The sequence below is a fragment of the uncultured Senegalimassilia sp. genome (assembly GCF_934636665.1).
In the GTDB taxonomy this organism is placed as follows: Bacteria; Actinomycetota; Coriobacteriia; order Coriobacteriales; family Eggerthellaceae; genus Senegalimassilia.
This window is the reverse complement of the sequence record NZ_CAKUAT010000003.1, coordinates 61,937-84,336: the sequence shown is the minus strand read 5'-3', so window position 1 is coordinate 84,336 and position 22,400 is coordinate 61,937. Positions and strand designations below refer to the sequence as shown.

At 61.8% G+C, this 22,400-nt stretch carries 19 protein-coding genes and 1 pseudogene; 7 read left to right on the top strand and 13 right to left on the bottom strand.

Features of this window, described 5'->3' with window-relative positions; translation table 11 throughout:
* Positions 1-500 precede the first annotated feature (500 nt).
* Positions 501-1,178 carry an XRE family transcriptional regulator gene (locus Q0G75_RS01770; protein ID WP_294414831.1) on the bottom strand — a complete coding sequence of 226 codons (678 nt, stop codon included), beginning with the start codon at positions 1,176-1,178 and terminating at the stop codon, positions 501-503.
* Positions 1,179-1,483: 305 nt separating this feature from the next.
* Here Q0G75_RS01770 and Q0G75_RS01765 point away from each other — a divergent pair, with 305 nt between their 5' ends.
* Both Q0G75_RS01765 and recQ read left to right on the top strand, forming a co-directional pair.
* Positions 1,484-1,894: a peptide deformylase gene (locus Q0G75_RS01765; protein ID WP_294414832.1), complete on the top strand. Its 411-nt coding sequence runs from the start codon at positions 1,484-1,486 to the stop codon at positions 1,892-1,894.
* 192 nt (positions 1,895-2,086) lie between these two features.
* On the top strand, positions 2,087-3,976 hold the full coding sequence (gene recQ / locus Q0G75_RS01760) for a DNA helicase RecQ (protein WP_294414833.1): 1,890 nt from the start codon (positions 2,087-2,089) through the stop codon (positions 3,974-3,976).
* A gap of 131 nt (positions 3,977-4,107) precedes the next feature.
* Here recQ and Q0G75_RS01755 read toward each other — a convergent pair whose 3' ends face one another.
* Positions 4,108-5,673, bottom strand: coding sequence for an aminotransferase class I/II-fold pyridoxal phosphate-dependent enzyme (locus Q0G75_RS01755; RefSeq protein ID WP_294414834.1), 1,566 nt, complete (start codon positions 5,671-5,673; stop codon positions 4,108-4,110).
* 487 nt (positions 5,674-6,160) lie between these two features.
* On the opposite strand from Q0G75_RS01755, the gene Q0G75_RS01750 reads away from it, so the two are divergent.
* From Q0G75_RS01750 to Q0G75_RS01740, 3 genes are all read left to right on the top strand, one after another.
* Positions 6,161-7,330, top strand: coding sequence for an inorganic phosphate transporter (locus tag Q0G75_RS01750; RefSeq protein WP_294414835.1), 1,170 nt, complete (start codon positions 6,161-6,163; stop codon positions 7,328-7,330).
* A gap of 12 nt (positions 7,331-7,342) precedes the next feature.
* Positions 7,343-7,573, top strand: coding sequence for a hypothetical protein (locus tag Q0G75_RS01745; protein ID WP_294414836.1), 231 nt, complete (start codon positions 7,343-7,345; stop codon positions 7,571-7,573).
* Between the two features lie 81 nt (positions 7,574-7,654).
* Positions 7,655-8,512 carry a universal stress protein gene (locus Q0G75_RS01740; RefSeq protein WP_294414837.1) on the top strand — a complete coding sequence of 286 codons (858 nt, stop codon included), beginning with the start codon at positions 7,655-7,657 and terminating at the stop codon, positions 8,510-8,512.
* A 232-nt stretch (positions 8,513-8,744) separates the two neighbouring features.
* On the opposite strand, the gene Q0G75_RS01735 is transcribed toward Q0G75_RS01740, so the two are convergent.
* From Q0G75_RS01735 to Q0G75_RS01700, 8 genes are all read right to left on the bottom strand, one after another.
* Complete coding sequence (locus Q0G75_RS01735) at positions 8,745-9,665, bottom strand: thiamine pyrophosphate-dependent enzyme (RefSeq protein ID WP_294414838.1); 921 nt, start codon at positions 9,663-9,665, stop codon at positions 8,745-8,747.
* A gap of 2 nt (positions 9,666-9,667) precedes the next feature.
* A complete protein-coding gene (locus Q0G75_RS01730) occupies positions 9,668-10,978 on the bottom strand; it encodes a transketolase C-terminal domain-containing protein (RefSeq protein WP_294414839.1) in 1,311 nt (436 codons plus the stop codon).
* A gap of 5 nt (positions 10,979-10,983) precedes the next feature.
* Positions 10,984-11,937: a 2-oxoacid:acceptor oxidoreductase family protein gene (locus tag Q0G75_RS01725; protein ID WP_294414841.1), complete on the bottom strand. Its 954-nt coding sequence runs from the start codon at positions 11,935-11,937 to the stop codon at positions 10,984-10,986.
* Positions 11,938-12,083: 146 nt separating this feature from the next.
* A complete protein-coding gene (locus Q0G75_RS01720) occupies positions 12,084-12,737 on the bottom strand; it encodes a LysR family transcriptional regulator substrate-binding protein (RefSeq protein ID WP_294414843.1) in 654 nt (217 codons plus the stop codon).
* An 86-nt stretch (positions 12,738-12,823) separates the two neighbouring features.
* Positions 12,824-14,167 carry a phenylacetate--CoA ligase family protein gene (locus Q0G75_RS01715; RefSeq protein WP_294414845.1) on the bottom strand — a complete coding sequence of 448 codons (1,344 nt, stop codon included), beginning with the start codon at positions 14,165-14,167 and terminating at the stop codon, positions 12,824-12,826.
* Positions 14,168-14,691: 524 nt separating this feature from the next.
* A complete protein-coding gene (locus Q0G75_RS01710) occupies positions 14,692-15,525 on the bottom strand; it encodes a deoxyribonuclease IV (RefSeq protein WP_294414847.1) in 834 nt (277 codons plus the stop codon).
* Between the two features lie 223 nt (positions 15,526-15,748).
* Positions 15,749-16,795 carry a YeiH family protein gene (locus tag Q0G75_RS01705; RefSeq protein ID WP_294414848.1) on the bottom strand — a complete coding sequence of 349 codons (1,047 nt, stop codon included), beginning with the start codon at positions 16,793-16,795 and terminating at the stop codon, positions 15,749-15,751.
* A gap of 62 nt (positions 16,796-16,857) precedes the next feature.
* The gene (locus Q0G75_RS01700; RefSeq protein ID WP_294414849.1) at positions 16,858-17,313 is read right to left on the bottom strand and encodes a C-GCAxxG-C-C family protein; all 456 of its coding nucleotides are present in this window, start codon (positions 17,311-17,313) and stop codon (positions 16,858-16,860) included.
* A 128-nt stretch (positions 17,314-17,441) separates the two neighbouring features.
* On the opposite strand from Q0G75_RS01700, the gene Q0G75_RS01695 reads away from it, so the two are divergent.
* Positions 17,442-18,020, top strand: coding sequence for a carbonic anhydrase (locus tag Q0G75_RS01695; protein ID WP_294414850.1), 579 nt, complete (start codon positions 17,442-17,444; stop codon positions 18,018-18,020).
* 187 nt (positions 18,021-18,207) lie between these two features.
* Here the strand turns inward: Q0G75_RS01695 and Q0G75_RS09335 are convergent.
* Positions 18,208-18,575, bottom strand: a pseudogene (locus tag Q0G75_RS09335) (type II toxin-antitoxin system death-on-curing family toxin).
* Positions 18,576-18,586: 11 nt separating this feature from the next.
* Positions 18,587-18,799 carry a type II toxin-antitoxin system Phd/YefM family antitoxin gene (locus Q0G75_RS01690; RefSeq protein WP_294414851.1) on the bottom strand — a complete coding sequence of 71 codons (213 nt, stop codon included), beginning with the start codon at positions 18,797-18,799 and terminating at the stop codon, positions 18,587-18,589.
* Positions 18,800-19,351: 552 nt separating this feature from the next.
* Between Q0G75_RS01690 and Q0G75_RS01685 the strand changes: the two genes are divergently transcribed.
* Positions 19,352-21,028 carry a SulP family inorganic anion transporter gene (locus Q0G75_RS01685; protein WP_294414852.1) on the top strand — a complete coding sequence of 559 codons (1,677 nt, stop codon included), beginning with the start codon at positions 19,352-19,354 and terminating at the stop codon, positions 21,026-21,028.
* 228 nt (positions 21,029-21,256) lie between these two features.
* Here the strand turns inward: Q0G75_RS01685 and Q0G75_RS01680 are convergent, their stop codons facing one another.
* Positions 21,257-22,243 (bottom strand): AraC family transcriptional regulator, encoded by a 987-nt coding sequence (locus Q0G75_RS01680; RefSeq protein ID WP_294414853.1) that lies wholly within the window; start codon positions 22,241-22,243, stop codon positions 21,257-21,259.
* Positions 22,244-22,400 lie beyond the last annotated feature (157 nt).

The window sequence follows — 22,400 nt, the reverse complement described above, 5'->3', positions numbered from 1 at the left end:
CAACTGGGTTTTCGTGTTTTCGTCCGTGATAACGTTGCGCGATTCAAGAAGGTCTATGAGCTCATCGATGGTTTAAAATTCTTTTGCCAAGGTGACTCCTAAAATCAAAGGGCCGCTAGCCCAATGAGCTAGCGACCCTTCTAGTCCCCGCCTCACTTAGAGTCCACGGGGCCGTGTCACTAGTCATTAATCTACATTGCATAGCGCCGACGGTCAAGCGCCCCACGTTGTTTTGTCGAAACTCTTTTGAACTGGTGAACGCGTAGCATCGCATATCAGCTTCTGCATCCTCTGTTGCCAACTACTCTGCGTATCGCAGGAGAGGAGCTCGTGAACCTCCTTGACGGCGCGCACGCATGTTTTACCTTTCCGCTTTTCGAGATGCTTCGATCGACTCCCCTAAATTGATAATCAGCAATTCGTGCTTCATTAACCCTACCTTGTCTATTTCATCTTCGTTTGGAAATCGATGTCGTGATGCGCGATTCGACACTTGTGCATTAGAGCGCCTCGCGGCTCTGGAAGTAGGCTACATGCTCCACCTTCACTTGACGGTCGTCCTGGGCTGTTATGTACAGGTTCATGTGCTCGGGATTGTGGGACTCGGGCGATAGAATCAGGTCGCCATTGATCACGGTCATGCGGCGCATGATGGAATCGGCGTTGTCGATGGTGGCCACAACGACGTCGCCGGTTTTCGCGGGGATGCCCGGCTGCACGATCGCCACCATGCCGGGAGGGCAGATGCGGTCCATACAGTCGCCGTCAACCTCTATGGCATAACTGTCCGGGTCGCGGTCAAGTAGAAATTGCGGCACGAGCACCTCTGGGAGCTCGTCGAACTCTTCGGGAAGGTGCGGCTTGCCGGCGTGCGTGCTGCCGACCACCGGAACCTTTGCCAGTGGCGCTGCCTTGATGGATAAACTCTCGCTAGAGAAGCGGTCATGATTGCTTGCTGCAATGATGGCGTTATCAGGCACAACGTCATCTTCAATGATTTCGCTTTTTGCGATTCTCAATGCTAAAGATATTTTTTCAATTGTACCCATTCTTGGGATGGCGCGGCCGTTTTCCCACTGCGATACGGCCATGCTGGACACGCCGGCAAGCCGACCGAACTCGTCCTGCGTCATTCCCGCAGCTCGTCGAATCCGCCTGATGTTTTCAGCTATTGTCATAGCGCCTCTCTCTACGGTTTGTTGAAAGATAATTACAATCTATTATAGAAACTATATGTTTAACTATAGCGTAATTATCACGAAAAGAGATCGATGAGTGAACGATTTCTTGCTGCGGATTTGACGGGCTTTTGCTGAGGAATCAGCTGTTTCCGCAGGTCAAACGGTGTGAAAACGCAATAAAACAAACGTTCGATTTTTCTTGAACGCGGGGGTTTCGCATGGTACAGTAGATGCAGCGAACCCCCCTTTTCGCGTATTCGCAACCCACCTGCCCATATCCATGAAGGAGGCACGAGCGCCCGATGATCAGACCGATTATGCGAAACGAACTGTTCTTGGCCATGCCATCGGAGGCTGCAACTATCGAGGACGCGCCTGTTGGACAGGATTTGCTCGACACGCTTCAAGCACACGCTCATGAGTGTGTGGGAATGGCGGCGAACATGATCGGCGTGCGCAAGCGCATCATCGTGTTCGATGACAATGGCGCGGCTAAGCTCATGTTCAATCCCGAAATCGTGCACGCCTCAAGCGAGTATTCTACTGAGGAGGGGTGCCTGTCTCTTGTGGGGCAGCGGCCGTGTCAGCGGCATCGCAAGATTCGCGTGTCGTATCAGGACGAATCGTTCAAAACCTGTCAGAAAAGCTTCAGCGGCTTCACTGCGCAGATCATCCAGCATGAAATAGATCACATAAACGGCATTGTCATCTAGGCGTTTGTCGTAGCGTTTTACCGGATGAGACGCTTCTGGACGGTCTCCGAAGCTGTTGCAAGCCGCAATCAACTTGCAGGATTGCGGTGACGTGGTCATGTAATCGCGCATTTGCGTTTGCATTGCGTCTGCATTTAGACTTGCGTTTGCGTTTTGCGCATTGTGAAACTTGTTGTTAGGGAAAGGTTTGCCGTGTCGGTACCTATAGAGCAGGCGCGCTTGGCGCTGGAGATGCATTTCGGCTACAAGGATTTCAGGCCGGGCCAGCAGGGTGTAGTGCAGGCTTTGCTCGCAGGTCGCGATGCGCTTGCGGTCATGCCTACCGGCGCCGGCAAGTCGGTGTGCTATCAGATACCGGGTGTTGTCATGAGCGGCCTTGCGCTGGTCATAAGCCCGTTGGTGTCGCTGATGGGCGATCAGGTGCGCAGCTTGCAGGATGCTGGCATTCAGGCGGCGTATCTGAACTCCACGCTTACCCCGTCTCAGCAGGGTTCGATTATGGCGCGTGCCCTGGCGGGGGAGTTCGACCTGCTCTATGTTGCGCCTGAGCGTTTGGAGGATCCGCGCTTTGTGGAGTTCGCCTCGCAGGCGCCCATTCCGCTGGTCGCGGTAGACGAAGCGCATTGCGTATCGCAATGGGGCCAGGATTTTCGCCCATCGTATCTGCGCATCGGTACGTTCATCGAACAGCTTCCTACGCGCCCCACTGTTGCCGCACTCACCGCAACGGCAACGGAGCGCGTTCGCGCCGACATCGTGCGTCTTTTAGGATTGCGGGATCCCTACCAAGCGGTCACCGGTTTCGACCGGCCAAACCTTCACTTTTCCGTGGAGCGCCTAGAGCCGAACAAAAAGTTGAACCGCATCACAACGTATGCGAAGGCGCATCCTGAGGACTCGGGCGTGGTGTATTGCAATACGCGCAAGAATGTCGAGAAGGTGCACGAACACTTGGTGCAGTCCGGCGTGAAGGCAACGCGCTATCACGCAGGATTGAGAAAAGAAGAGCGCAGTGCCAATCAGCAGGCATGGATCAACGACGATGCTGCGGTCATCGTGGCAACTAACGCCTTCGGCATGGGCATCGATAAATCAAACGTGCGTTACGTCATCCACTACAACATGCCCGCAAGCATTGAGGCCTATTATCAGGAAGCGGGCCGCGCGGGGCGCGACGGGCTTGCGGGCGAGTGCATGCTCTATTGGAGCGATGGCGATTTGTCCACTTGCAGGTTCTTCCTTGAGCAGGACCGCGGCAACGAAGGCATGAGCCCCGAGGAGGCTGAAGTAGCACGTGCTGCTAGGCGCCGCATGCTGGCGGCCATGGATGGCTATTGCCTGACGTGCGAATGCCTGCGCGGCTACATGTTGCGTTACTTCGGCGATGAGTCCGCAGCGCAGCAGGACAACGGCTCGTGCAACAATTGCTCGAACTGCGAAGGCGGGTTCAGGGCGGTCGATGTTACCGCGGAAGCGCGTGCCGTCATGCGTTGCGTACAGGAGCTGCGTGGAAGGTTCGGTAAGGGCGTGGTGGTAGATGTGCTGCGCGGCACGAACACGGAACGTCTCGAGCAGTTCGGCCTTGCGCAGGCGAAGTGCCTCAACTCCGTCAGCATGTCGCAAGTGCAGCTGAAAGAGGTCATCGAGCTGCTTGCGGCGGGCGAGTACTTGGAGATATCTGAAGGCAAGTTCCCCGTGGTGGGGTTCGGCCCTCGTTTCCGCGAGGCTGCAGCGCCTGATTTCCGGTTACAGATGAAACAGGTGTTGCGACAACCGCAGCGCAAGCCGGGCGTTGCCGGCGGTCACTCGTTCGGTGGGTCGGGTACGGCAAGCGGTCCCGATGCAGCATACGATCAGGATCTGTTCGAAAGGCTGCGCACATTGCGCAAGCAGCTGGCGGTCGAAGGTGGGTTGGCTCCGTACATGGTGTTCGGCGATGCGTCGCTGCGAGACATGTGCGCCCGTATGCCCGAAACCGAGGATGAGTTCATGGACGTTAACGGCGTAGGCATGAAGAAGCTCGAGAAGTACGGCAAGGCCTTCCTCGACGAGATTGCAGCCTATCGCTCCGAAGTGCAGTAAACAGCGGCGCGCTTAGGCTGGGCATAGGACTAAGCTTGGCATCATATGGGAAGAGGGGCTTGCGCCCCTCTTCCCATATGCCACGATGTTAGCGATTAAGGGGCTAAGTGCCCCTGGCCTCTTGAGCCTCGTTACGCTTGGCGATAGTGCGAGAGGAAGTCGCCGAGCTGGCCCATGGCTTCGGAGAGCACCTCGATACGCGGGAGGTAGACCACGCGGAAGTGGTCGGGCGAACCCCAGTTGAAGCCCTTGCCGGGAACTAGCAGGATCTTCTTCTCGTGCAGCAGGTCGAGTGCGAACTGCTCGTCGTTGGTGATGTTGAACTTCTTCACATCGATCTTCGGGAAGATGTAGAAGGCTGCACGGGGCTTGACGGCGGTGATGCCGGGGATGTCGTTGAGCGCCTTGTACACGTAATCGCGCTGCTCGCATACGCGGCCTCCGGGCACCACGTAGTTGCGCACGCTCTGATGGCCCCACAGCGCGGTCTGGACGATGGACTGCGCCGGCACGTTGGAGCACAGGCGCATATTCGACAACATGTTCAGGCCCAAGATGAAGTCCTGCGCGCAGTATTTCTCGCCGGACAGCACCATCCAGCCAATGCGATAGCCGGCAATCATGTGCGACTTTGAAAGACCCGAGAAGGTGATGCAGAACAGGTCGGGAGCAAGGCTTGCGATGGACACGTGCTCAAGGTCGTCCATGACCAAGCGGTCATAGATCTCGTCGGACAGGATCATCAGCTGGTGCTTGCGAGCCACATCGACGATCTGCTGCAGCACCTCGCGCGGATACAGCGCGCCAGTGGGGTTGTTGGGGTTGATAATGACGATGGCCTTCGTGCGCGGCGTGATCTTGCGCTCGATATCGTCGATATCGGGATACCACTCAGCCTGCTCGTCGCAGATGTAGTGAACGGGCGTGCCGCCGGCAAGGGTGGCGCAAGCCGTCCACAGCGGATAGTCGGGGCTGGGGATAAGGATCTCGTCGCCGGTGTCGAGCAGCGCCTGCATGCACAGGTTAATGAGCTCGCTGACGCCGTTGCCGGTGTAGATGCTGTCCATGTCTACATTGGGAAGGCCCTTGATCTGAGAGTACTGCATGATGGCCTTGCGCGCGCTGAACAAGCCCTTCGAATCGCTGTAACCCTCGCAATCGGGAAGCTGATGACGCATATCCTGAACCACCTCGTCGGGCGTGCGGAACCCGAACGGGGCAGGGTTGCCGATGTTCAATTTCAAAATGCGCATGCCCTGGGACTCCATGCGAGCGGCTTCGTCCACAACCGGACCACGAACATCGTACAGAACGTTATCAAGCTTCGAGGATTTCTTGAACTGACGCATAGGTACGCTCCCTTGATCATCGGACACAGCAGGTTCATTAGTATTGGAAGGTTCAAAATCATTTTGAACCTCATGAACAAGTGGTTCAGGTTCAGAAGGTTCATGTTCAGGAGGAGTCATGGGCGCAGATTCCTCACCACCCAGCCACTCAGGAGTGACGTTCAATAGTTCAGCAAGCAGCTGCATCACGTCGGGGCGGGGGATGGTCTTGCCGCTGACGTACTGGCTGACCTGGCTTTTCCAGAGTTTATGACCTTCTTCTTGCGCTGCGTGGATCAAATCTGCCTGCTTCATGCCGGCGGCATCCATGGCAATCTTCAGTTGCTCGGCAAACACGTTCTGATCCATACCGTTCCTTTCGTTCAAAGTTCAAACTATAGGTTCATAGTTCAGTTCAACATAGAATTGAACTAAAAATTGAGCCAAAGCATGAACAATTCAATTCATGAACCTATAAATTAAACTATGAACTGTCGTTAATGGTAATATTAAGTTCAGAGTTCATAGGTTCAATTTCTTGCAGTGTAGCACGTTCGTGTAGCTATGTGTTCAATTTCATAAAGCTCCTGAAGTTCAAGAATGAACTTTCTCCGGTTAACGGTCTGTTCGCCTCTTCTCCCCGTTTCCTTAAAAGCATTACCCTCATCTGAAGTCGGCCTTACAGTCGCTTTACATATCGCCCCTAGACTTTCTCTCTGCATGCCGAGGGTGTGCTGCGCCCTTGAAACGTCGCAGTAACGCGTTCGAGACCGACAAGCTCTCATATGGGGTAGAGCCACTCGAACGCTCGATGTTCTAACGACGCAATGAGGTTTTCGAAGGGAGAACGAAAGTAATGGATCCGGCAACGCTGGTAATCGTCGGCTTGGTGATCGTCACCGCTTTGACGTTTGACTTCACGAACGGTTTCCACGATACGGCCAATGCAATGGCCACGTCCATCGCTACGGGCGCGCTCAAGCCCAGAACCGCTGTTATCGCCGCAGGTACGCTGAACCTCGTCGGCGCGTTTCTGTCTGTGGAGGTCGCAAAGACCATCTCCGGTGGTTTGATCAACGAGCAAGTTGTCACCATCGCGCCTGAGTTCATCTTGGCGGGCTTGATCGGTGCCATCATTTGGAACCTGCTCACCTGGCTGGTAGGCCTTCCTTCCTCGAGCAGCCATGCGTTGTTCGGCGGTCTGGTCGGCGCCGTCATCATCGGCGCGGGCGTTGAGGGCGTGAACTTCACTGCCGTGATCACCAAGATCCTTGTCCCTGCTCTGGTGTCTCCCGTCGTTGCCGGTTTGGCGGCCTTCTGCGCGGTCAAGATCATCTTCGCCGTGGTTAAGCACATGAGCGAGAAACAGGTCGAGTCCGGCTTCCGTCACGGTCAGACCGTCACCGCTTGCTTGGTGGCTCTTTCGCACGGCACTAACGACGCCCAGAAAACCATGGGCATTATCACGCTGACGCTTATTGCCGTGGGCCTTCAGCCTTCCGGTTCCGGTCCCGAGCTTTGGGTTGTCGCCGTCTGCGGCCTTGCCATCGCCGCCGGCACGTACATGGGCGGTTGGCGCGTCATCCGCACGCTGGGCAAGGGCCTGACCGAGATCAGCACCCCGCAGGGCTTCGCCGCCGAGGCTGCAAGCGCAACCACTATCCTGGTGTCGTCCCACCTTGGCTTCGCGCTTTCCACCACGCAGGTTTGCTCTGGTTCCATCATCGGCACCGGTCTTGGCAAGAAGGGCAATCCGGTCAACTGGGGCGTTGCTGGCCGTATGCTGATCGCCTGGCTGGTCACCTTCCCCGCGGCGGGCATCGTTGGCGCCCTTGCTTGTGCGCTTGCGAAAACCGGCGTCTGGGGGACCGTGGCAACGGTTGCCATCGCTGTGTGCGCCGCGCTGATCATCTTCCGCCTTTCCAAGCGCAATCCGGTCAACAGCGGCAACGTCAACGATAGCCATAAGGTGAACATCAACGCCGAGAAGGCTCGCACGGTCCAGCCCCAAGCTCAGGCTGCGTAAGAAAGGTAGAACATGATCACGACTGAAATCATTAGCTTTGCTACCGTTCTATTCACCGCGGTTTGCGTTGCAAGCCTTATCAGCGTCTTGTATGCCTGGGGTTTGCGCATGTGGGCAGACGGCTCGGTGGATGCTCAAGGCAACGCTCATCTGATGCACCGTGTAGTCTCCGTTATCTGCTTCACCGCTTGCGTCTCGATCGTCCTATTCGCCCTTTGGCTCATGATTCCCATGTTCCACTAATCAACGATTGCGGATAGGTGCTTTTGGCGGGTATCATTTTGTGACCGATATCCGAATGCGATCACTTCGTTAGGAGTTGCAATGGGAAGCATTTTGGTAGGCATTGACGGCAGCGATCGCGGGCGTCGCGCCCTTGATTGGGCGGTGCGATTCGCTCGCGTGGTCGGCTACGACGTCCACATGCTGGCGGTCATCGATGAAGCGATCGCCAACAAAGCCGGAGTAGGCGTCGAAACCATCACCGAAACCGTGACCGCCGCGCTCGAGAAGAAGCGCCAAGCAGCCTTGGAAAGCTATCCCGACATGCGCATCCAGGCAAGCGTCTCCGTCGGCGACATCGTCGGCGTGCTCGCCGATTCCGCGGCCATGCACGACCTGATCGTGTTGGGCAGCCACCACGGCCACACCATCGGCGAAACCATCGGCGGCGCGAAGGGCCTGCGCGTTTCCGTGTCCACCAGCGTCCCCACCGTCGTGGTGCCCGCGGATTGGGATGCGAAGCAGCAGGGTACCGGGGTCGTCGTGGGCGTCGGCCCCGACGAGGCGATCAGCGCCCGCGCCATCGACTTCGCCGCACGCGCGGCCGTGGCCACGCAGCAGCCGCTTGAGCTGATCAGCGCCTGGGGCGTTCCCGCATGGCTTGAGCGCACCGCGGAATCCATGGGCGGCGGCCTCGCCACCGTCGGCGAGCAGCGTCAGATCGAGCTTGACCGCCAGCTCGGCCGACTTGCCTTCGAGTACCCGGCGCTGCAGGCCACGGGCCGCACTGTTGAGGATTCCTCGCCCTCCCGTGCCCTTATCGAAGCCGGTAAGGAAGCATCCATGCTGGTCATGGGCACCAACTCGCGCAATGCGCTGGGTCGCACGCTGTTCGGGAGCGTCACGCACAGCGTGCTTTTGAACCTGAAGGTGCCGACCATCATCGTCCCTCAGGCATAAGCGCTACGCAACATATCCGATGTCGCATCTCCCCTTGGCGGCATCCCCCCATACGAAACCGGCGCCCTTGAGCGCCGGTTTCCGTTTCTGTTGGGGTTTACGGGCGAGCAAATCGCCCGCTGGGCGGTGGCGAGGCGTTTTTTGCGGGCGAAAGAGATACCGCCGAGAGGATGGCCCTATGGCGGTAACTTATTCGCGAATCTCAGCCGTCGCTTCGTCGCGCATCCCCGCCTTACGCCGTCCAGTCGCGGCGGATTTGCTCCCATTTCGCGTCACGGCCAGCTTCCACCTGGGCAATCTCGTCGTCGGTGAGCGCACGGAACCTGCCTTGACGTCGCAGATATGCCTCAACGCTGGCGAACTCACGCGGGTTCCTGCTGAGCTTGAACTGCCCGCCCGGCACGCCGCTGAGCTGGGGTCCTTCGTACTCGGCCAGGTACCACAGGCCGCAATCCACGATGTCGCGCGCCACGTCCACCATATCGGCCTCGGGGCAGCCCCAGCCGGTCGGGCAGGGCGCGATCACGTGGATGAAGCGCGTGCCGCGGATGTCGCGGGCGCGTTCCAGCTTGCGCAGGAAGTCGGGCAGATACCCCACGCTGGCCGTGGCCGCATAGGGGATGCCGTGCGCGGCCACGATCTCGAACACGTTCTTCTTCTGCGTCAGGCACCCGTGCGCGTTGCGCCCGGCCGGCGTGGTGGTGGTCTTCGCGCCGAAGGGCGTCAGCGAGCTCTTCTGGATGCCCGTGTTCATGTACGCCTCGTTGTCGTAGCAGATGTAGAGCACGTCGTCGTTGCGGTCGATGGCGCCCGAGAGCGCCTGCAGGCCGATGTCGGCGGTGCCGCCGTCGCCGGCGAAACCCACCACGGTGCAGTCGTCGGGCTTGATGCCCTGCGCCCGCAAACCTGCTTCGATACCGGTGAGCACGCTTGCCGTCGCCGCAAAAGGCGTGATCATCGCGTTGTTGGCGAACGAAAGCTGCGGGAAGTTGAATCCCACGGCGCTCATGCAGCCCGCCGGCAGCGCCGCCACCGCGTTCGGGCCGAGCACCTTGAGCGCCGCGCGAACGGCAAGCGAGCCGCCGCAGCCGGCGCAAGCCTTGTGCCCGAAGAAGAACTCGTCATCGGGCAGGGTCTTCGCGTTCAAAGCCATGGCTATCGGCCTCCTTCCGCATCGGTTGCGCACGCGCCGTCGCGCGCGCCTTCAGAGTCGCCGCCGGCAATGGCAACGGCCCCGGCGTCGCCGCAACCTTCGCAGCACGGGTTGCCGAACTCGTCGGCAACGGAGTCGACGCCCAAAAAGCCCACGCGCGGGCAATCCTCTGGCGCGATGCGCCCGGCGGCGATCTGCTCCAGCACTTCGAACATGCCCCTCATCTGGGCCTGCGTGATATCGTCGCCGCCAAGGCCGCCCACGAAGTTCACCACCGGCACGGCGTTGCCCGCCTGCTGCAGTGCGGAGCACACGTTGGTCATGACCGTGCCTTCCGCGCCGAAGCTGACGTCCTTCTCCAGCACGCCGACGGCTGTCGCGTTCGCCAGCGCCTCCACGATCTGCCGCGCGGGGAACGGGCGCATGTACCGGATGCGCACCAGGCCCGCTTTCACGCCCTGCGCGCGCAGCTTCGCCACGCGCTCGCGCGCCAGGCCGGCGATGGAGCCCAGCGTGACCAGCACGATTTCGGCATTGTCGCAGTTCACGGCCTCGATCAGGCCCGGATAGCTCCTGCCGAACACCTCGGCGAAGCGCGCTTCGACGCGCTCCACGGCGTCGGCGGCGGCCAGCATGCCCTCGTGAGCCGAGCGCTTGAAGTAGCGGTTGAACTCCGGGCCCGCCGAGTAGCCGATGTTGACGGGGTTTGCGAAGTCGAAGCGGTTGCCTGCGCCGTCGTAGGGCGGCAGGAACGCGTCGGCTTGCTCCTGGTCGGGAATATCCACGCTTTCGTAGGTATGCGTGAGCGCAAAACCGTCCAAGTTCACCATGAACGGCGTGCGGACCTCAGGGTCCTCGGCTACGGCATAGGCCATGAGCGCCAGGTCGAGCGCCTCCTGGTTGTCCTGCGCGTATGCCTGCACCCAGCCGTGGTCCAGAAGCGCTAGGCTGTCGCGTTGGTCGCCGTAGATATTCCACGGCAGCGCGGTCGCGCGGTTCGCGTTCATCATGACGATGGGGAAGCGGCCGCCTGCAGCATAGGTCAGGCATTCTGCCATGTAGAGCAAGCCCTGGCTCGACGTCGCCGTGAACGTGCGCGCGCCCGTGGCCGACGCGCCGATGGCGCACGACAGGGCCGAATGCTCGCTTTCGACGTGCACGTACTCGGCCGCCAGCTGGCCTTCCTCGACCATCTCGGAGAGGCGCTCGACCACGACGGTCTGCGGCGTGATGGGGTAGGCCGAGATCACCTGCGGCCGCGCCAGGCGCACGCCCTCGGCGAACGCCTCGTCACCGGATAGAAAACGCTTCATGCGCATCACGCCTCCTTCGCGTTCGCTTCGGGCGCCATGGAAAGCGCGTCGAACTTGCAGGCGGCGGCGCAAACCCCACAGCCTTTGCAGAAATCAAGGTCGATATCCACCGAAACACCCGCCTTGTTCTGGCCGGCAACCTTGAAGATGGCACCGTCCGGGCAGTACAGGTAGCACTGCAGACAGCCTGTGCACGCGTCCACGTCGAGCACAGGGCGCACGTTGCGCCAGCCTGCGTTGACCTGCGTCAGGTAACCCGCCGTGTAGCAAGTGGTGTCGGCATAGGCGGAAGGCTCGGGAATGGTGGCGAACAGCTGCGGCATATGCGCTGCCGAAGAATGCGCCGACCGGTGCACACCGGTTACCGTCTCTACCGCTTCGCCAGGATGAACTGCGGATTCGTCCGCGCCAGCAGCTTCCACATGCCCGGCAACCTCTGCCTGTTGAACCAGCGCGATGGCGCGCTCGACCACCTTGATGTTGCCCTTGTGCAGCTTCGCGGGCATGTACTGGCGGATGGCCTCTTCCACGCTCTCGCGGTCCACGCAATCGGCAAGTTGCGCCAGCGCGCCCAAAAACACCGTGTTGGGGATGGGTCGGCCCAGAAGCTCGGTTGCCAGACCGTCCGCGTCGATGGCCAGCAGGCGCGGGTCGCCCAGCGCCTCGGCGGTGTTCACCAGGCAGATGCCGCCCGGCTTCAGCTCGCGCTCCCAGCCGGGCGCCAGCAGCGTTCCGTCCAGGTAGATCACGAAATCCGCCTTTGAAACGGCACTTCGGTCACCGATTTGCACCGTATCGATCTTGGTGAACGCGCGCATGGGAGCGCCGCGTCGCTCGGGGCCGAACGAGGGGAACGCCAGCGCGTGCCGCTTGCCGTCAAGCGACGCCGCCGCGCCCAGAAGCCGAGCGGCGGTGAAGGCCCCCTGCCCGCCGCGGCCATGCCAAAGCACTTCTATCATGTGAAACCTTTTCCCGTCTTGGATACGCCGTTCCATCATACGCCAGGGTTTTTGCCCTGCATTCGGCGGGCCCGGCGTCGGCCCGCAAAACGCCGAAAAGGGGACGAGCACGCTCGTCCCCTCCAAGGTCGCAAAAACCGCGTTTCCTAGAACTTCGCGTAGCGCTCCAGATTCTTCTCGAGCGTTGCCACGAAGCGCGCCGCGGTGCCGTCGAGCTGCGCGCCCTTCTTCTTCAGGTAGCCCAGGCGCAGCGTGACGTCCGCGTCGAGCGGCACCGTGCGCAGCTGAGCGCCGTCGGAGATGCCCACCAGGATGCCGGAGGTGACCGTGTAGCCGTTGAGCGCCACGATCAGCTCGGAGAGGCTGGCGCGGTCGGTGGTGGCGATGGACTTGGCGCGCGGCTGGTCGCCCAGCGCCTCCTCGAAGAAGGCGGCCGGAGCGTCTTTGCCCTGGTCGAAGTAGATGTAGGGGTAATCGGCAAGCTGCTCGAGCGTCAGGCTGGACGCGTTGACCAGCGGGTGGCTGGCCGGCAGCGCCACGCGCGGGGCCGACTCGACCAGCTGCACGAACTCAAGGCCGGCGGCGTCGAAGGCGGCGTCAAGCTCCGCGGCGGTCGCGGAGGTCTCGAACACCACGCCCAGCTCGCTTTCGCCCGACGCCACGTCGTCGATGACGCCCTGCGTGGTGCGGTCGCGGAACGCGTAGTTGTAGGAGTCGCCGCCGAGCGCCAGCACCGTGTGCGCAAACGTCTGGACATTGAACAGGTAATGCTGTCCGGAAACGGAGAAATCGTATGCCATGGGAAGATCCTTTCGCTGAATGCCGCTTCTCGCAAAACCCCTCGCAGGAAGCGGCCGATGTAAACCAGGGAGTTTTGCGCCGCCGCTTACTTGGCGCTTTCGCGCTCGTCGATGAAACGCTTGGCCTTGTGCTCGCTGGAGGTGCCCAGCTTGTCGGCGTCGAACACGATGACCTTTGCCGGACGCACGCCCGTGTGGGCCTTCAGCGCTGCCTCGACGCGCTTGGACACCTGGTCGTAAGGCTCGTCGCTGCCCAGGGCGCGCTCGACGGACACCTCGTAGCGGGTGGTGAAGTTCTCGTCGTAGACGCGGATGGAGTACTCGCCGGTCAAGCCCGGCTCCTTGCGTACGACGTACTCGACGTCGGAGGGGAACACGTTCACGGCGCCCACGATGAACATCTCGTCCTTGCGGCCGGTCACGTGGATGCGGGCGTGGGTGCGGCCGCAGCTGCACTTCTCCGTGGAAACGTAGCCGATGTCGCCGGTGCGGAAGCGGATCATCGGGCGGGCCTTCTTCATGAGCGTGGTGTAGGTCAGCTCGCCGGTGCTGCCGGGCTCGAGCACCTCGCCGGTGACCGGGTCGACGGTTTCGACGAGGATCTGGTCCTCCACGATGTGCAGGCCGTCCTTCGCCTCGCACATGGCCGCGCAGGCGCCGTAGATGTCGGACAGGCCGAAGAAGTCGACCACGTTGGCGCCCCACAGCTCCTCGATGCTCTCGCGGGTGGATTCGATGGAACCGCCCGGCTCACCTGCGACGATGATGGTGCGGATGCTGAAGTCGTTGCGCGGGTCGAGGCCCTTCTCCTTGATCTTCTGGCCCAGGGTCCAGGCGTAGGAGGGGCTGGTCCAGATGATGGTGGGCTGGTACTGCTTCAGCACGAAGATCAGGCGGTCGGAGGGGATGGCGCCGGCCCAGATGGCAAGCGCGCCCAGGCGCTGCGCGCCGATGACGTCGGGGCCGCCGACGTACAGGGCGAAGTTCAGGCCGTGGACGTAACGGTCGTTGGGGCGCATGCCGGCCTGCCAGAACAGTCGGGCCTCGGTGTCCTGCCACAGGTCGAAGTCCTCCTGCGTGAAGGGGCTGACCGTGGGCACGCCGGTGGAGCCGGAGGAGGTGGCCATGAACACGACGTCCTCCTCGGGCACGCTGCACAGCTCGCCGAAGAAGCTGCCCACGTGCTGGGTGTCGCGCTCGGTCTGCTTGTTGATGAAGGGGAACTTCGCCAGGTCGTCGAGCGTTTTGATGTCGGAGGGCTTCACGCCGGCGGCGTCGAAGCTGCGCTTGTAGTAGACGGTGTTGTCGTAGGCGTACTGCACCATGGTCTGCAGGCGCTCGAGCTGCAGCTGCTCAAGCTCGGGGCGCGGCATGCACTCGATTTCCGGATCGTAGTACTTCTGGTCGTACGGGATGTTCTTCTTTGCCATGATGCGGTGCTCCTTGCTATCGCGTAGTGCCGGCGGGCGCCTTGCCTGCCGTGGTTTTGCTGTTCGTATTGAACCACCGAATCGTCCGGTATTCAACGTAGGTTACTAGGATATTTATCGATGGGGTGTTATCGGGCAAAACGATAACATGATTGACCTGGGAATATATGGCGAAAGAAGGGGCAGGGAAGGGGAAAGCTGGCGAAGAGAAGTGCGATGTTAGCCATGGCTAGCTGCCGGTTTGCGCGCTCAGCGGTAGGCGGGGACGCGCCGGAGTATGGGAGGAGAGGGGAAGGGGAGGTGGAGAAAGGGAACGGCGAGCGAAGAGGGGCGGCAATGCGCGGGTGTGGGGTGACCGTGCCTTCCGTTCCCTCCTCGAGTATCGTCCCGTAATCCGTTCGCCGAAGTCCGTTGGTTGCTCGTCGTCTTTGGCCGCGCTGTGTCAAGGGCAGACAGCCCTTCGCCGTTCCCCTGCGTTTCATATGGTTGCAGCCCGCGCGCTGCTTGAGCGTCAGCGGGCGCTCCTAGCCCTCCGCCAGCTCGCGCAAAAGCTTGATCTCGGCTGCGTAGCCGGGCAGCTCGTTGGGGGTTTCTAGGATGAAGGGCAGGTCGCGGAGCGCGGGGTGCGTGACGATGCGCTGGAACGCGTCGACGCCGATAAAGCCCTGGCCGATGCACTCGTGGCGGTCCTTGTGCGCTCCGCAGGGGTTCTTCGAGTCGTTGATGTGCACGGCGCGCAGGCGCTCGAGGCCGATCACGCGGTCGAACTCGTCGAGCACTCCGTCCAGATCGTTCACGATGTCATAGCCGCCGTCGTGGATGTGGCACGTGTCCAGGCACACGCCCATGTGGTCGGAAAGCTTCACGCGGTCGATGATGGCGGCCAGCTCCTCGAACGTGCGGCCCACCTCGGTGCCCTTGCCGGCCATGGCCTCAAGCAGCACCGTGGTGGTCTGCTCGGGGCGCAACACCTCGTTGAGCAGGCCCGATATCAGCTCGATGCCCGTTTCCGCACCTTGCTTCACGTGGCTTCCAGGATGGAAGTTGTAGTAGTTGCCGGGCACGGACTCCATGCGCACCAGGTCGTCGGCCATGCATTCCAGCGCGAACTCGCGGGCGTGCGGCTTGTCCGAGCAGGGGTTGAGCGTGTAAGGCGCATGCGCAACCAGCGGGCCGAAGTCGTGCTCGGCCATCAGCGCGCGCAGCGCCGCGGCGTCGGCGGGGTCGATGGCCTTCGCCTTGCCGCCGCGCGGGTTGCGCGTGAAGAACGCGAACGTGTTCGCGCCGATGGAAAGCGCGGTTTCGCCCATGGCCAAAAAGCCCTTCGAGGTTGACAGATGGCATCCGATGGTCAGCATATCGGCCCTTTCTTTGTCTGCGGATTTTTGTGAATTGAAGGTTGAGATCTCGGTGTTAGAGGCTTGGGAACTCGGGTTTGGGGCTTGGGGTTTCCGGGAACCAAGGTTCCGGAACCCGTAGACCGTGGGCTCGGGAAGTTGCGGGTTGGGAGTGGGGTCCCGTGTTCGGGTTCGGTGGAGTTGGGACCCACTGCTTGCGCGTCCGCAGCCTGTTCGCCTAGCGCTACCAGAGCCCCAGCGCGTGCTGCGCCGCGAGGCTCACGCATGCGATCGCCACCCAGCATGCGGCGCCCAGCACGATGGGCTTTGCGCCCGATTTCACCAGGCAAACCACGTCGGTGTTCAAGCCGATGGCGGCCATGGCCACCACGATGAAGAACTTGCTGAGCGTTTTGAGCGGCGCGAAAACGGCAGGGTCGATGCCCGCGGCGCTGGCGGCCGTGGCCACCAGGGAGGCGCACACGAACAGCACGATGAACGTGGACAGCGCACGTTTCAGGCTGAAACCGCTGGTAGAGGCCGTATCCGTGCCATTTTGCGCGGCTTGCTTGCGCTCGCGCGCGGAAACCCAAAGCGCCAGCGCGAACGTGATGGGGATGATGGCCAGCGTGCGCGTGAGCTTGACGATGGTGGCGTAATCGAGCGCGTTCGCGCCGGGGTGCATGCCATCCCACACGGCTGCGGCGGCGGTCACCGACGACGTGTCGTTGACCGCGGTGCCCGCGAACAGGCCGAAGCCGTTATTGCTCAAACCTATAACGTCGCCCAGGGTAGGGAAGATGAGCGCCGCCAGCACGTTGAACAAAAACACCACCGATATGGCGTGCGCCACTTCCTGGTCGTCGGCCTTGATGACCGGCGCGGTGGCGGCGATGGCCGAGCCCCCGCAAATCGAAGAGCCCACGCCGATAAGCGTGGCGGTGCGCCCGGGCACGTGCATCACGCGGCACAGCACGGCCGCGGTGATCAGCGACGCGGAGATGGTGGACAGGATGACGGGCAGCGACATGGCTCCCACCTGGGCCAACTGCGTCAGCGGCAGCCCGAAGCCCAGCAGCACCACGGCGGTTTGCAGGATCTTCTTCGACGCGAACTTGATGCCCGGCCCCGCAGCGCCCTTGTCCTTCCAGAACGTGCCGATGACCATGCCCAGCAAAATGGCGAACACGGCGCCGCCCACCAGCGGCACCGCCTGGCCGAGAAACCAGCAGACGACGGCGATAAGGGCGCTTACGGCAATGCCGGGCGCAAGGGTTTTGATGCGGGACATGGGATGCTTTCTACGCGTATGTTGTATGACGCGGTCAACTATAGCGCAACGTCCCGGTGGAGCTACGCGCCAGCGCGCGCATCCGCCTGAAGAACATCGATGGCGATGTCCACGGCGTCTTGGATGCAGCCGGGGCAGGAGCGGAGCGGCCCCGCAGGGTTGCCGATGCCCTTGAGCTCGGCGCAGATGGTGGTGCCGTTTTGCGCCTTGAATCGCGCGCACATCCGATCGGCAAGCTGGTACGTTTCCATCTTGCTGACGGGGTTTTCGCTTCCGGCGCTTTTGACCCATCCGGCTGCCATGACGGCGCCCGACACCGCACCGCAGGTCTCGGTATAGCCGCCCATGCCGCCGCCGAAGCCCTCCATCAGGCGAAACGTCTGGTCGACGTCAAGCCCGATCGCCGGCGCCAGCGTGCAAGCGACCGCCTGCGCGCAATTGAAGCCCTGCTCGAGATACGCCATCGCCTGCGTTTTGCACGCATCGTGATCAAGTTTCAAAATCGCCTGTGTCGACATGGCAGTTCCTTTCCCCCTAGGTTTGCCCTATTGTAACCGCTAACATTTTGCAGCTTGTCGGCAGAAATGCGTTCAGGTTCGCGCAACGCGGTAAGCTGAGCGCGAACGTAACGAAAGGGGAGCTCGCCATGAGCCACGAATCCTGCAATCTTTCGGCAGATGAGGCGCTCGAGCGCCTGCGCGAGGGAAACGCCCGCTACCTGAACGCGAACCAAGCGCAGGGCAACGTGTCGCCGGAGCTGCGCCAGCAGACGTTTCGCGAAGGCCAGCACCCGTACGCCATCGTTCTGGCGTGCTCGGACTCGCGCGTGATCCCCGAGGCCATCTTCTCGGCGGGCATCGGCGACCTGTTCGTCATCCGCGTGGCCGGCAACGTGGTGGACAAGCACCAGCTCGGCAGCATCGAGTACGCCGAGGATCATCTGGGCTGCAACTTGGTGGTGGTTTTGGGCCACACGTGCTGCGGCGCCGTCGACGCGGCCATGCACCACGAGCCCTACGGCACGGTGAAGTTCATCACCGACGAGATCGCCGACGCCATCGGCGACGAAACCGACGAAGCCGCGGCCTGCCTGGCGAACGTGGCGCACAGCGTCCGCCGCATCGAGGAAAGCCGCAAAGTCCGCACCGACGAAGCAGAGCACGGCCTGCGAGTAATAGGCGCCCTCTACCAAACCAACACCGGCGAAGTCCAGTTTTTGGAGTGATAGCCAAACGCAGTTACGCCCGCGGAATTCCGCGGGCGTAACTGCGTTTTCGTGGGGTTGCTCGCGGACCAGCGGACTCATCGCTCCTCGCGGCAACCCTGCCGGCTCCTGTTCGCTTCGGCGAGTCCATTGCCCCTCGCAAGCTCCCCGTGTGAACACACCTCCGTCCCCTGTTCATCTGGTGCGTTTAGCCCCCAACAGTTTGCGTCCACTCCACCAGCGGCTCGAAGCCCAACGAGCTATCGGCGGTGCCAAGCATGGCTTTAAGAAGCTCGGCGTGGGACGGCTTGAATTCGAACCCGGATAGCCTGAGGTATGTACCCATGAGGGCGGTGGCGGTTCGTTTGTTACCATCGGCGAATGGATGGTCTTTGATGATGCCGTAAGGTATCTGCAGGCCTTTGCCTCGTCAGTTGGATACAACTCGATGCCGGCGAAAGACTGGAACGGCTGCGCGAGCGCGGACTCCAAAAGTCCCTCGTCACGCACACCGTCGATTCCGCCGAACCTGGCAACCACGGCGGAGTGTATCGCCAGGGCTTCGTCTTTGGTAATGGGTCAGAAGCTCATTTTGCAAGCTCCTCGAACACGTCGGCGTACTCGTCCATGAAGTCGACCGCTACGTCTACAGCCGATGCTTCCGCCTTGGCCGGTTGGGTTATCACCCAGGGCTCGTTGTTCTTCAGAACGGTGACCGGATTGCCGGTTCTGCTCGCCTCTGCTGCTACGCGGGAAAAGTCGGCTTCGACCTCCGCAAGGTCTATGGTCAGCGCGGCCACGCGAACCTCCTTATAATGTAGTCAGTGTTATGACTTGATTATAAGGTGCTACCAACTTGGACGAAAGCCGCCCTACACTCGCGGGAACACGGCCAAACAAAATCCGAACCCGACGAACGGAATTCGGGAACCGTCGGCTCACTTGCTTGGTCGCAAAACAGGTTGATTCCTTACGATTGCAGCACCTAGCGTGATTTCGTTCGCGACACCTTTGAGCGCGCCCGATCGCCGCGTCGGCGCTGGCATCACTTTCGCGGACTTCTCATTCGCGCTCTCTCGAAATGCGCCCGATCGCCGCGTCGGCGCTGACGTCGTTCTCGCAGGCTTCTCGCTGGCATTCCCTTCTTGCTGGCGATTTTGTGTGGTCGGGCGGCGGGCAGCTTTGCCGCGTTACCATAAACACCCTCTTGCGGCTAGGCATGCCGTACAATCTGAAGACACATCACGCTCCATCCGGGGAAATGGCCCGGTTAGGGCTTTGTCGTCTCCATCGCCCGGCGGGCCGCGTTGCAGGAGCTTTGAAACCAACCATCCCGACGCGAAACGAAGGCCATGCAGCGAGACAAGATCAAGCCCATATTATTCAGCATCATCAAGCACTCCAGCAAAGAGGAGCTGCGCCGCCAGATCCCGAAGGACATCGTCTCGGGCGTGGTGGTTGCCGTGGTGGCGCTGCCGCTTTCCATCGCGCTGGCCATTGCATCGGGCGTAGGTCCTGAGCAGGGCCTTTACACCGCCATCGTCGCGGGCTTCCTGATCGCGTTCTTGGGCGGCAGCCGCGTGCAGATCTCCGGCCCCACCGCCGCCTTCGCCACCATCGTCGCGGGCATCGTTGCCACCGACGGCATGGAGGGCCTGGTAGCGGCCACCATCATCGCCGGCGTGATGCTCGTGCTCATGGGCCTGCTCAAGCTCGGCACGCTCATCCGCTTCGTCCCCTACACGATCACCACCGGCTTCACTGCCGGTATCGCGGTGACCATCGTGATCGGTCAAATCAAGGACCTGCTGGGGCTGACGTACCCCGCCGGCACCACCACCGTCGACACCACCGATAAGCTGGGCGCCCTGGCGGCCAATATCTCCACGGCGAACTGGCAGGCCGTGCTGGTGGGCGTGGTGTGCCTTGCCATCCTGATGCTATGGCCGAAGGTATCTAAGCGCATCCCCGGCTCGCTGGTGGCCGTTATCGTGGGCGCCGCCATGGTGCCTGCGTTCGGCCTGCAGGTCAACACCATCGGCGACCTGTATACCATCGAGGCGGGCCTGCCCTCGCTGCAATTCCCCCAGCTCAGCCTTGACCTGTTCCGCGACGAGCTTGCCAACGGCATCACCATCGCCATCCTTGCGGCCATCGAGTCGCTGCTGTCGTGCGTGGTCGCCGACTCCATGATCTCGGGCCATCACCGCTGCAACATGGAGCTGGTGGCGCAGGGCGTGGGCAACATGGGCTCGGTGCTGTTCGGCGGCATTCCCGCCACGGGCGCCATCGCGCGCACGGCCGCCAACGTGAAAAGCGGCGGCCGCACGCCCATCGCCGGCATGGTGCACGCCGCGGTGCTGCTGTTGGTGCTGGTGTTCCTGATGCCTTACGCTGCGCTCATCCCCATGCCCACCATCGCCGCTATCCTGCTGCAGGTTGCCTACAACATGTCGGGTTGGCGCAACTTCGCCCACCTTTGCGCCACCGCCTCGCGCGGCGCTGTGGCCACGCTGTTGCTGACGTTCACGCTGACCATCGTGTTCGACCTGGTCACCGCCATTGCCGTGGGCATGCTCATCACGGTGGTGCTGTTCATGAAGATGGTCTCCGAGGAGACCGAGGTGAAGGGCTGGACGTACTTCTGCGACAAGGACTCCGAGGTCACGCACCTGCGCGAGCTTCCCAAGAGCGTGCGCGTGTACGAGATCAACGGCCCGATGTTCTTCGGCATGACCGATCGCATCTCCGACATCTCGGTGAAGGACTTTACGAAGTACCTGATCATCCGCATGCGAGGGGTGCCCTCGCTGGACGCCACGGGCATGAACGCGCTGGAGAACCTGTACGAGTACTGCGCGGAAAACGGTGTGCAGCTGATCTTCAGCCACGCAAACGAGCAGCCCATGAGGACCATGCGCCGCGCCGGATTCGTCGACCTAGTGGGCGAGGACCGCTTCCGCCCGAATATCGACGATGCCATCGCCTACGCCCGCACCCAGCTCGAGCAGGAGGAGAAAGCCGCGTAAGGCGCCTGCGAGGGGCGATGGGTTCGCTGCCCCGGCGACCCCCCCCCGTGAACAGGGGACGGAGGTGTGTTCATGTGGAACGTCGACGAGGCGCGATCGGCCCTGGCAGGCCAGGCTCCTGCCAACCACCTAACGAAAACGTAGTCTTGCTGCGCAACTCTCGCACGTCGCTCGCTCCCCGCGGCGCCTGGCCGCCGTGCTAGTCACCGTCCCCGCTCCGCCCCTCAATCACCCCTCGTACGCGTCGCGCCATTCGGTGGGGGAGATGCCGGTTGCTTGCTTGAACGCTTGCGAGAACGCTGAAGGTCGCGGCCAACCCAGGCGCGCGGCCACGTATGCGACCGAATCGCCGCTTGCGAGCAGGACCTTTGCGCGTTCGATCCGGCGCGCTTTGGCGTATCGCCCGATGCTTTGCCCCGTCTCGCGCGAGAACGCCGAGCATAGGTGCGAACGGCTCACGAACAGCATGCTCGACAGCTCGTCGAGGCCGGGCGCGCGTCCCTCGTCGAGCATGCGCTCGATGGCGGCCTGCGCCTCAAGGGCAAGCCTGCCGCGCTCGCGCGCCGAAGCGCCGCACCGCTCGCCCTCGTCACCGGCGCATGACGCCGCAAGCTCAGCCACCATCTGCTCGACGCGCGCCTGGATAAGCAGCGCCGAACCCGATCGGTATTGCGGCCCGGTGCCCAGCAGCGCCGACATGATGATGCGCGATTGCGCCTCATCCCACGTGCGCCCGAACCGCTCGAACATGCCCGAGAACGCTCCTGGCCAGCGCACATCGAGCTCCTCGAAATACTGCGGCAGAAAGCAGATACAGCGCGACGAATACAGGCCGCCCCGGCGCAGCGTGCCGGAAAACGAGCCCGCAGGCTGCACGAACGAGTACAGCGACCCGTCGAGCAGCGCTCGCGGCCGATCGATCATTCGCGGCATGGTGGCCTTCGAATCCTCTGACACCATGCAAACGCACGCATACGCGCTCTCGGGCGACTCGACCAGCGCCATATCTCGCTCCATATACACCTCGTGGCTGAACACGATGCAGAAATCCCCAACGGGCATGCCCCACGCCGACCCGCGGCCCCACGCGTTCCGACCCGTGCCCGACCAGCCCTCGCCGTTGCGGCGGACGACGATCCCGAACTGCTCGAGCTGCGGCTCGTAAAGCGAGCGAACCGCGCGCGGGATGGCGTTGTAGGCGGAAGCATCGGTCATTCGGATTCGTCTCCCGTTGTTTCGGTTTCGTGCGCGCGCTTGACGTAAATGTTCGCCAAGGCTTCCTTGCATGATAAGTTACGCGAAGGTAACTAGCAAGAGGCATTCCGCGCCAGCCAAGCGCTCAAAACGCGCCGCGCAAAAGCCGCAAATAGGG

Bases quoted from the DNA above. Each gene is read 5' to 3' on its own strand.
- Q0G75_RS01770 (WP_294414831.1), bottom strand. From the start codon at position 1,178: ATGACAATAGCTGAAAACATCAGGCGGATTCGACGAGCTGCGGGAATG.
- Q0G75_RS01765 (WP_294414832.1), top strand. From the start codon at position 1,484: ATGATCAGACCGATTATGCGAAACGAACTGTTCTTGGCCATGCCATCG.
- Q0G75_RS01755 (WP_294414834.1), bottom strand. From the start codon at position 5,673: ATGGATCAGAACGTGTTTGCCGAGCAACTGAAGATTGCCATGGATGCC.
- Q0G75_RS01750 (WP_294414835.1), top strand. From the start codon at position 6,161: ATGGATCCGGCAACGCTGGTAATCGTCGGCTTGGTGATCGTCACCGCT.
- Q0G75_RS01745 (WP_294414836.1), top strand. From the start codon at position 7,343: ATGATCACGACTGAAATCATTAGCTTTGCTACCGTTCTATTCACCGCG.
- Q0G75_RS01740 (WP_294414837.1), top strand. From the start codon at position 7,655: ATGGGAAGCATTTTGGTAGGCATTGACGGCAGCGATCGCGGGCGTCGC.
- Q0G75_RS01735 (WP_294414838.1), bottom strand. From the start codon at position 9,665: ATGGCTTTGAACGCGAAGACCCTGCCCGATGACGAGTTCTTCTTCGGG.
- Q0G75_RS01730 (WP_294414839.1), bottom strand. From the start codon at position 10,978: ATGAAGCGTTTTCTATCCGGTGACGAGGCGTTCGCCGAGGGCGTGCGC.
- Q0G75_RS01725 (WP_294414841.1), bottom strand. From the start codon at position 11,937: ATGATAGAAGTGCTTTGGCATGGCCGCGGCGGGCAGGGGGCCTTCACC.
- Q0G75_RS01720 (WP_294414843.1), bottom strand. From the start codon at position 12,737: ATGGCATACGATTTCTCCGTTTCCGGACAGCATTACCTGTTCAATGTC.
- Q0G75_RS01715 (WP_294414845.1), bottom strand. From the start codon at position 14,167: ATGGCAAAGAAGAACATCCCGTACGACCAGAAGTACTACGATCCGGAA.
- Q0G75_RS01710 (WP_294414847.1), bottom strand. From the start codon at position 15,525: ATGCTGACCATCGGATGCCATCTGTCAACCTCGAAGGGCTTTTTGGCC.
- Q0G75_RS01705 (WP_294414848.1), bottom strand. From the start codon at position 16,795: ATGTCCCGCATCAAAACCCTTGCGCCCGGCATTGCCGTAAGCGCCCTT.
- Q0G75_RS01700 (WP_294414849.1), bottom strand. From the start codon at position 17,313: ATGTCGACACAGGCGATTTTGAAACTTGATCACGATGCGTGCAAAACG.
- Q0G75_RS01695 (WP_294414850.1), top strand. From the start codon at position 17,442: ATGAGCCACGAATCCTGCAATCTTTCGGCAGATGAGGCGCTCGAGCGC.
- Q0G75_RS01685 (WP_294414852.1), top strand. From the start codon at position 19,352: ATGCAGCGAGACAAGATCAAGCCCATATTATTCAGCATCATCAAGCAC.
- Q0G75_RS01680 (WP_294414853.1), bottom strand. From the start codon at position 22,243: ATGACCGATGCTTCCGCCTACAACGCCATCCCGCGCGCGGTTCGCTCG.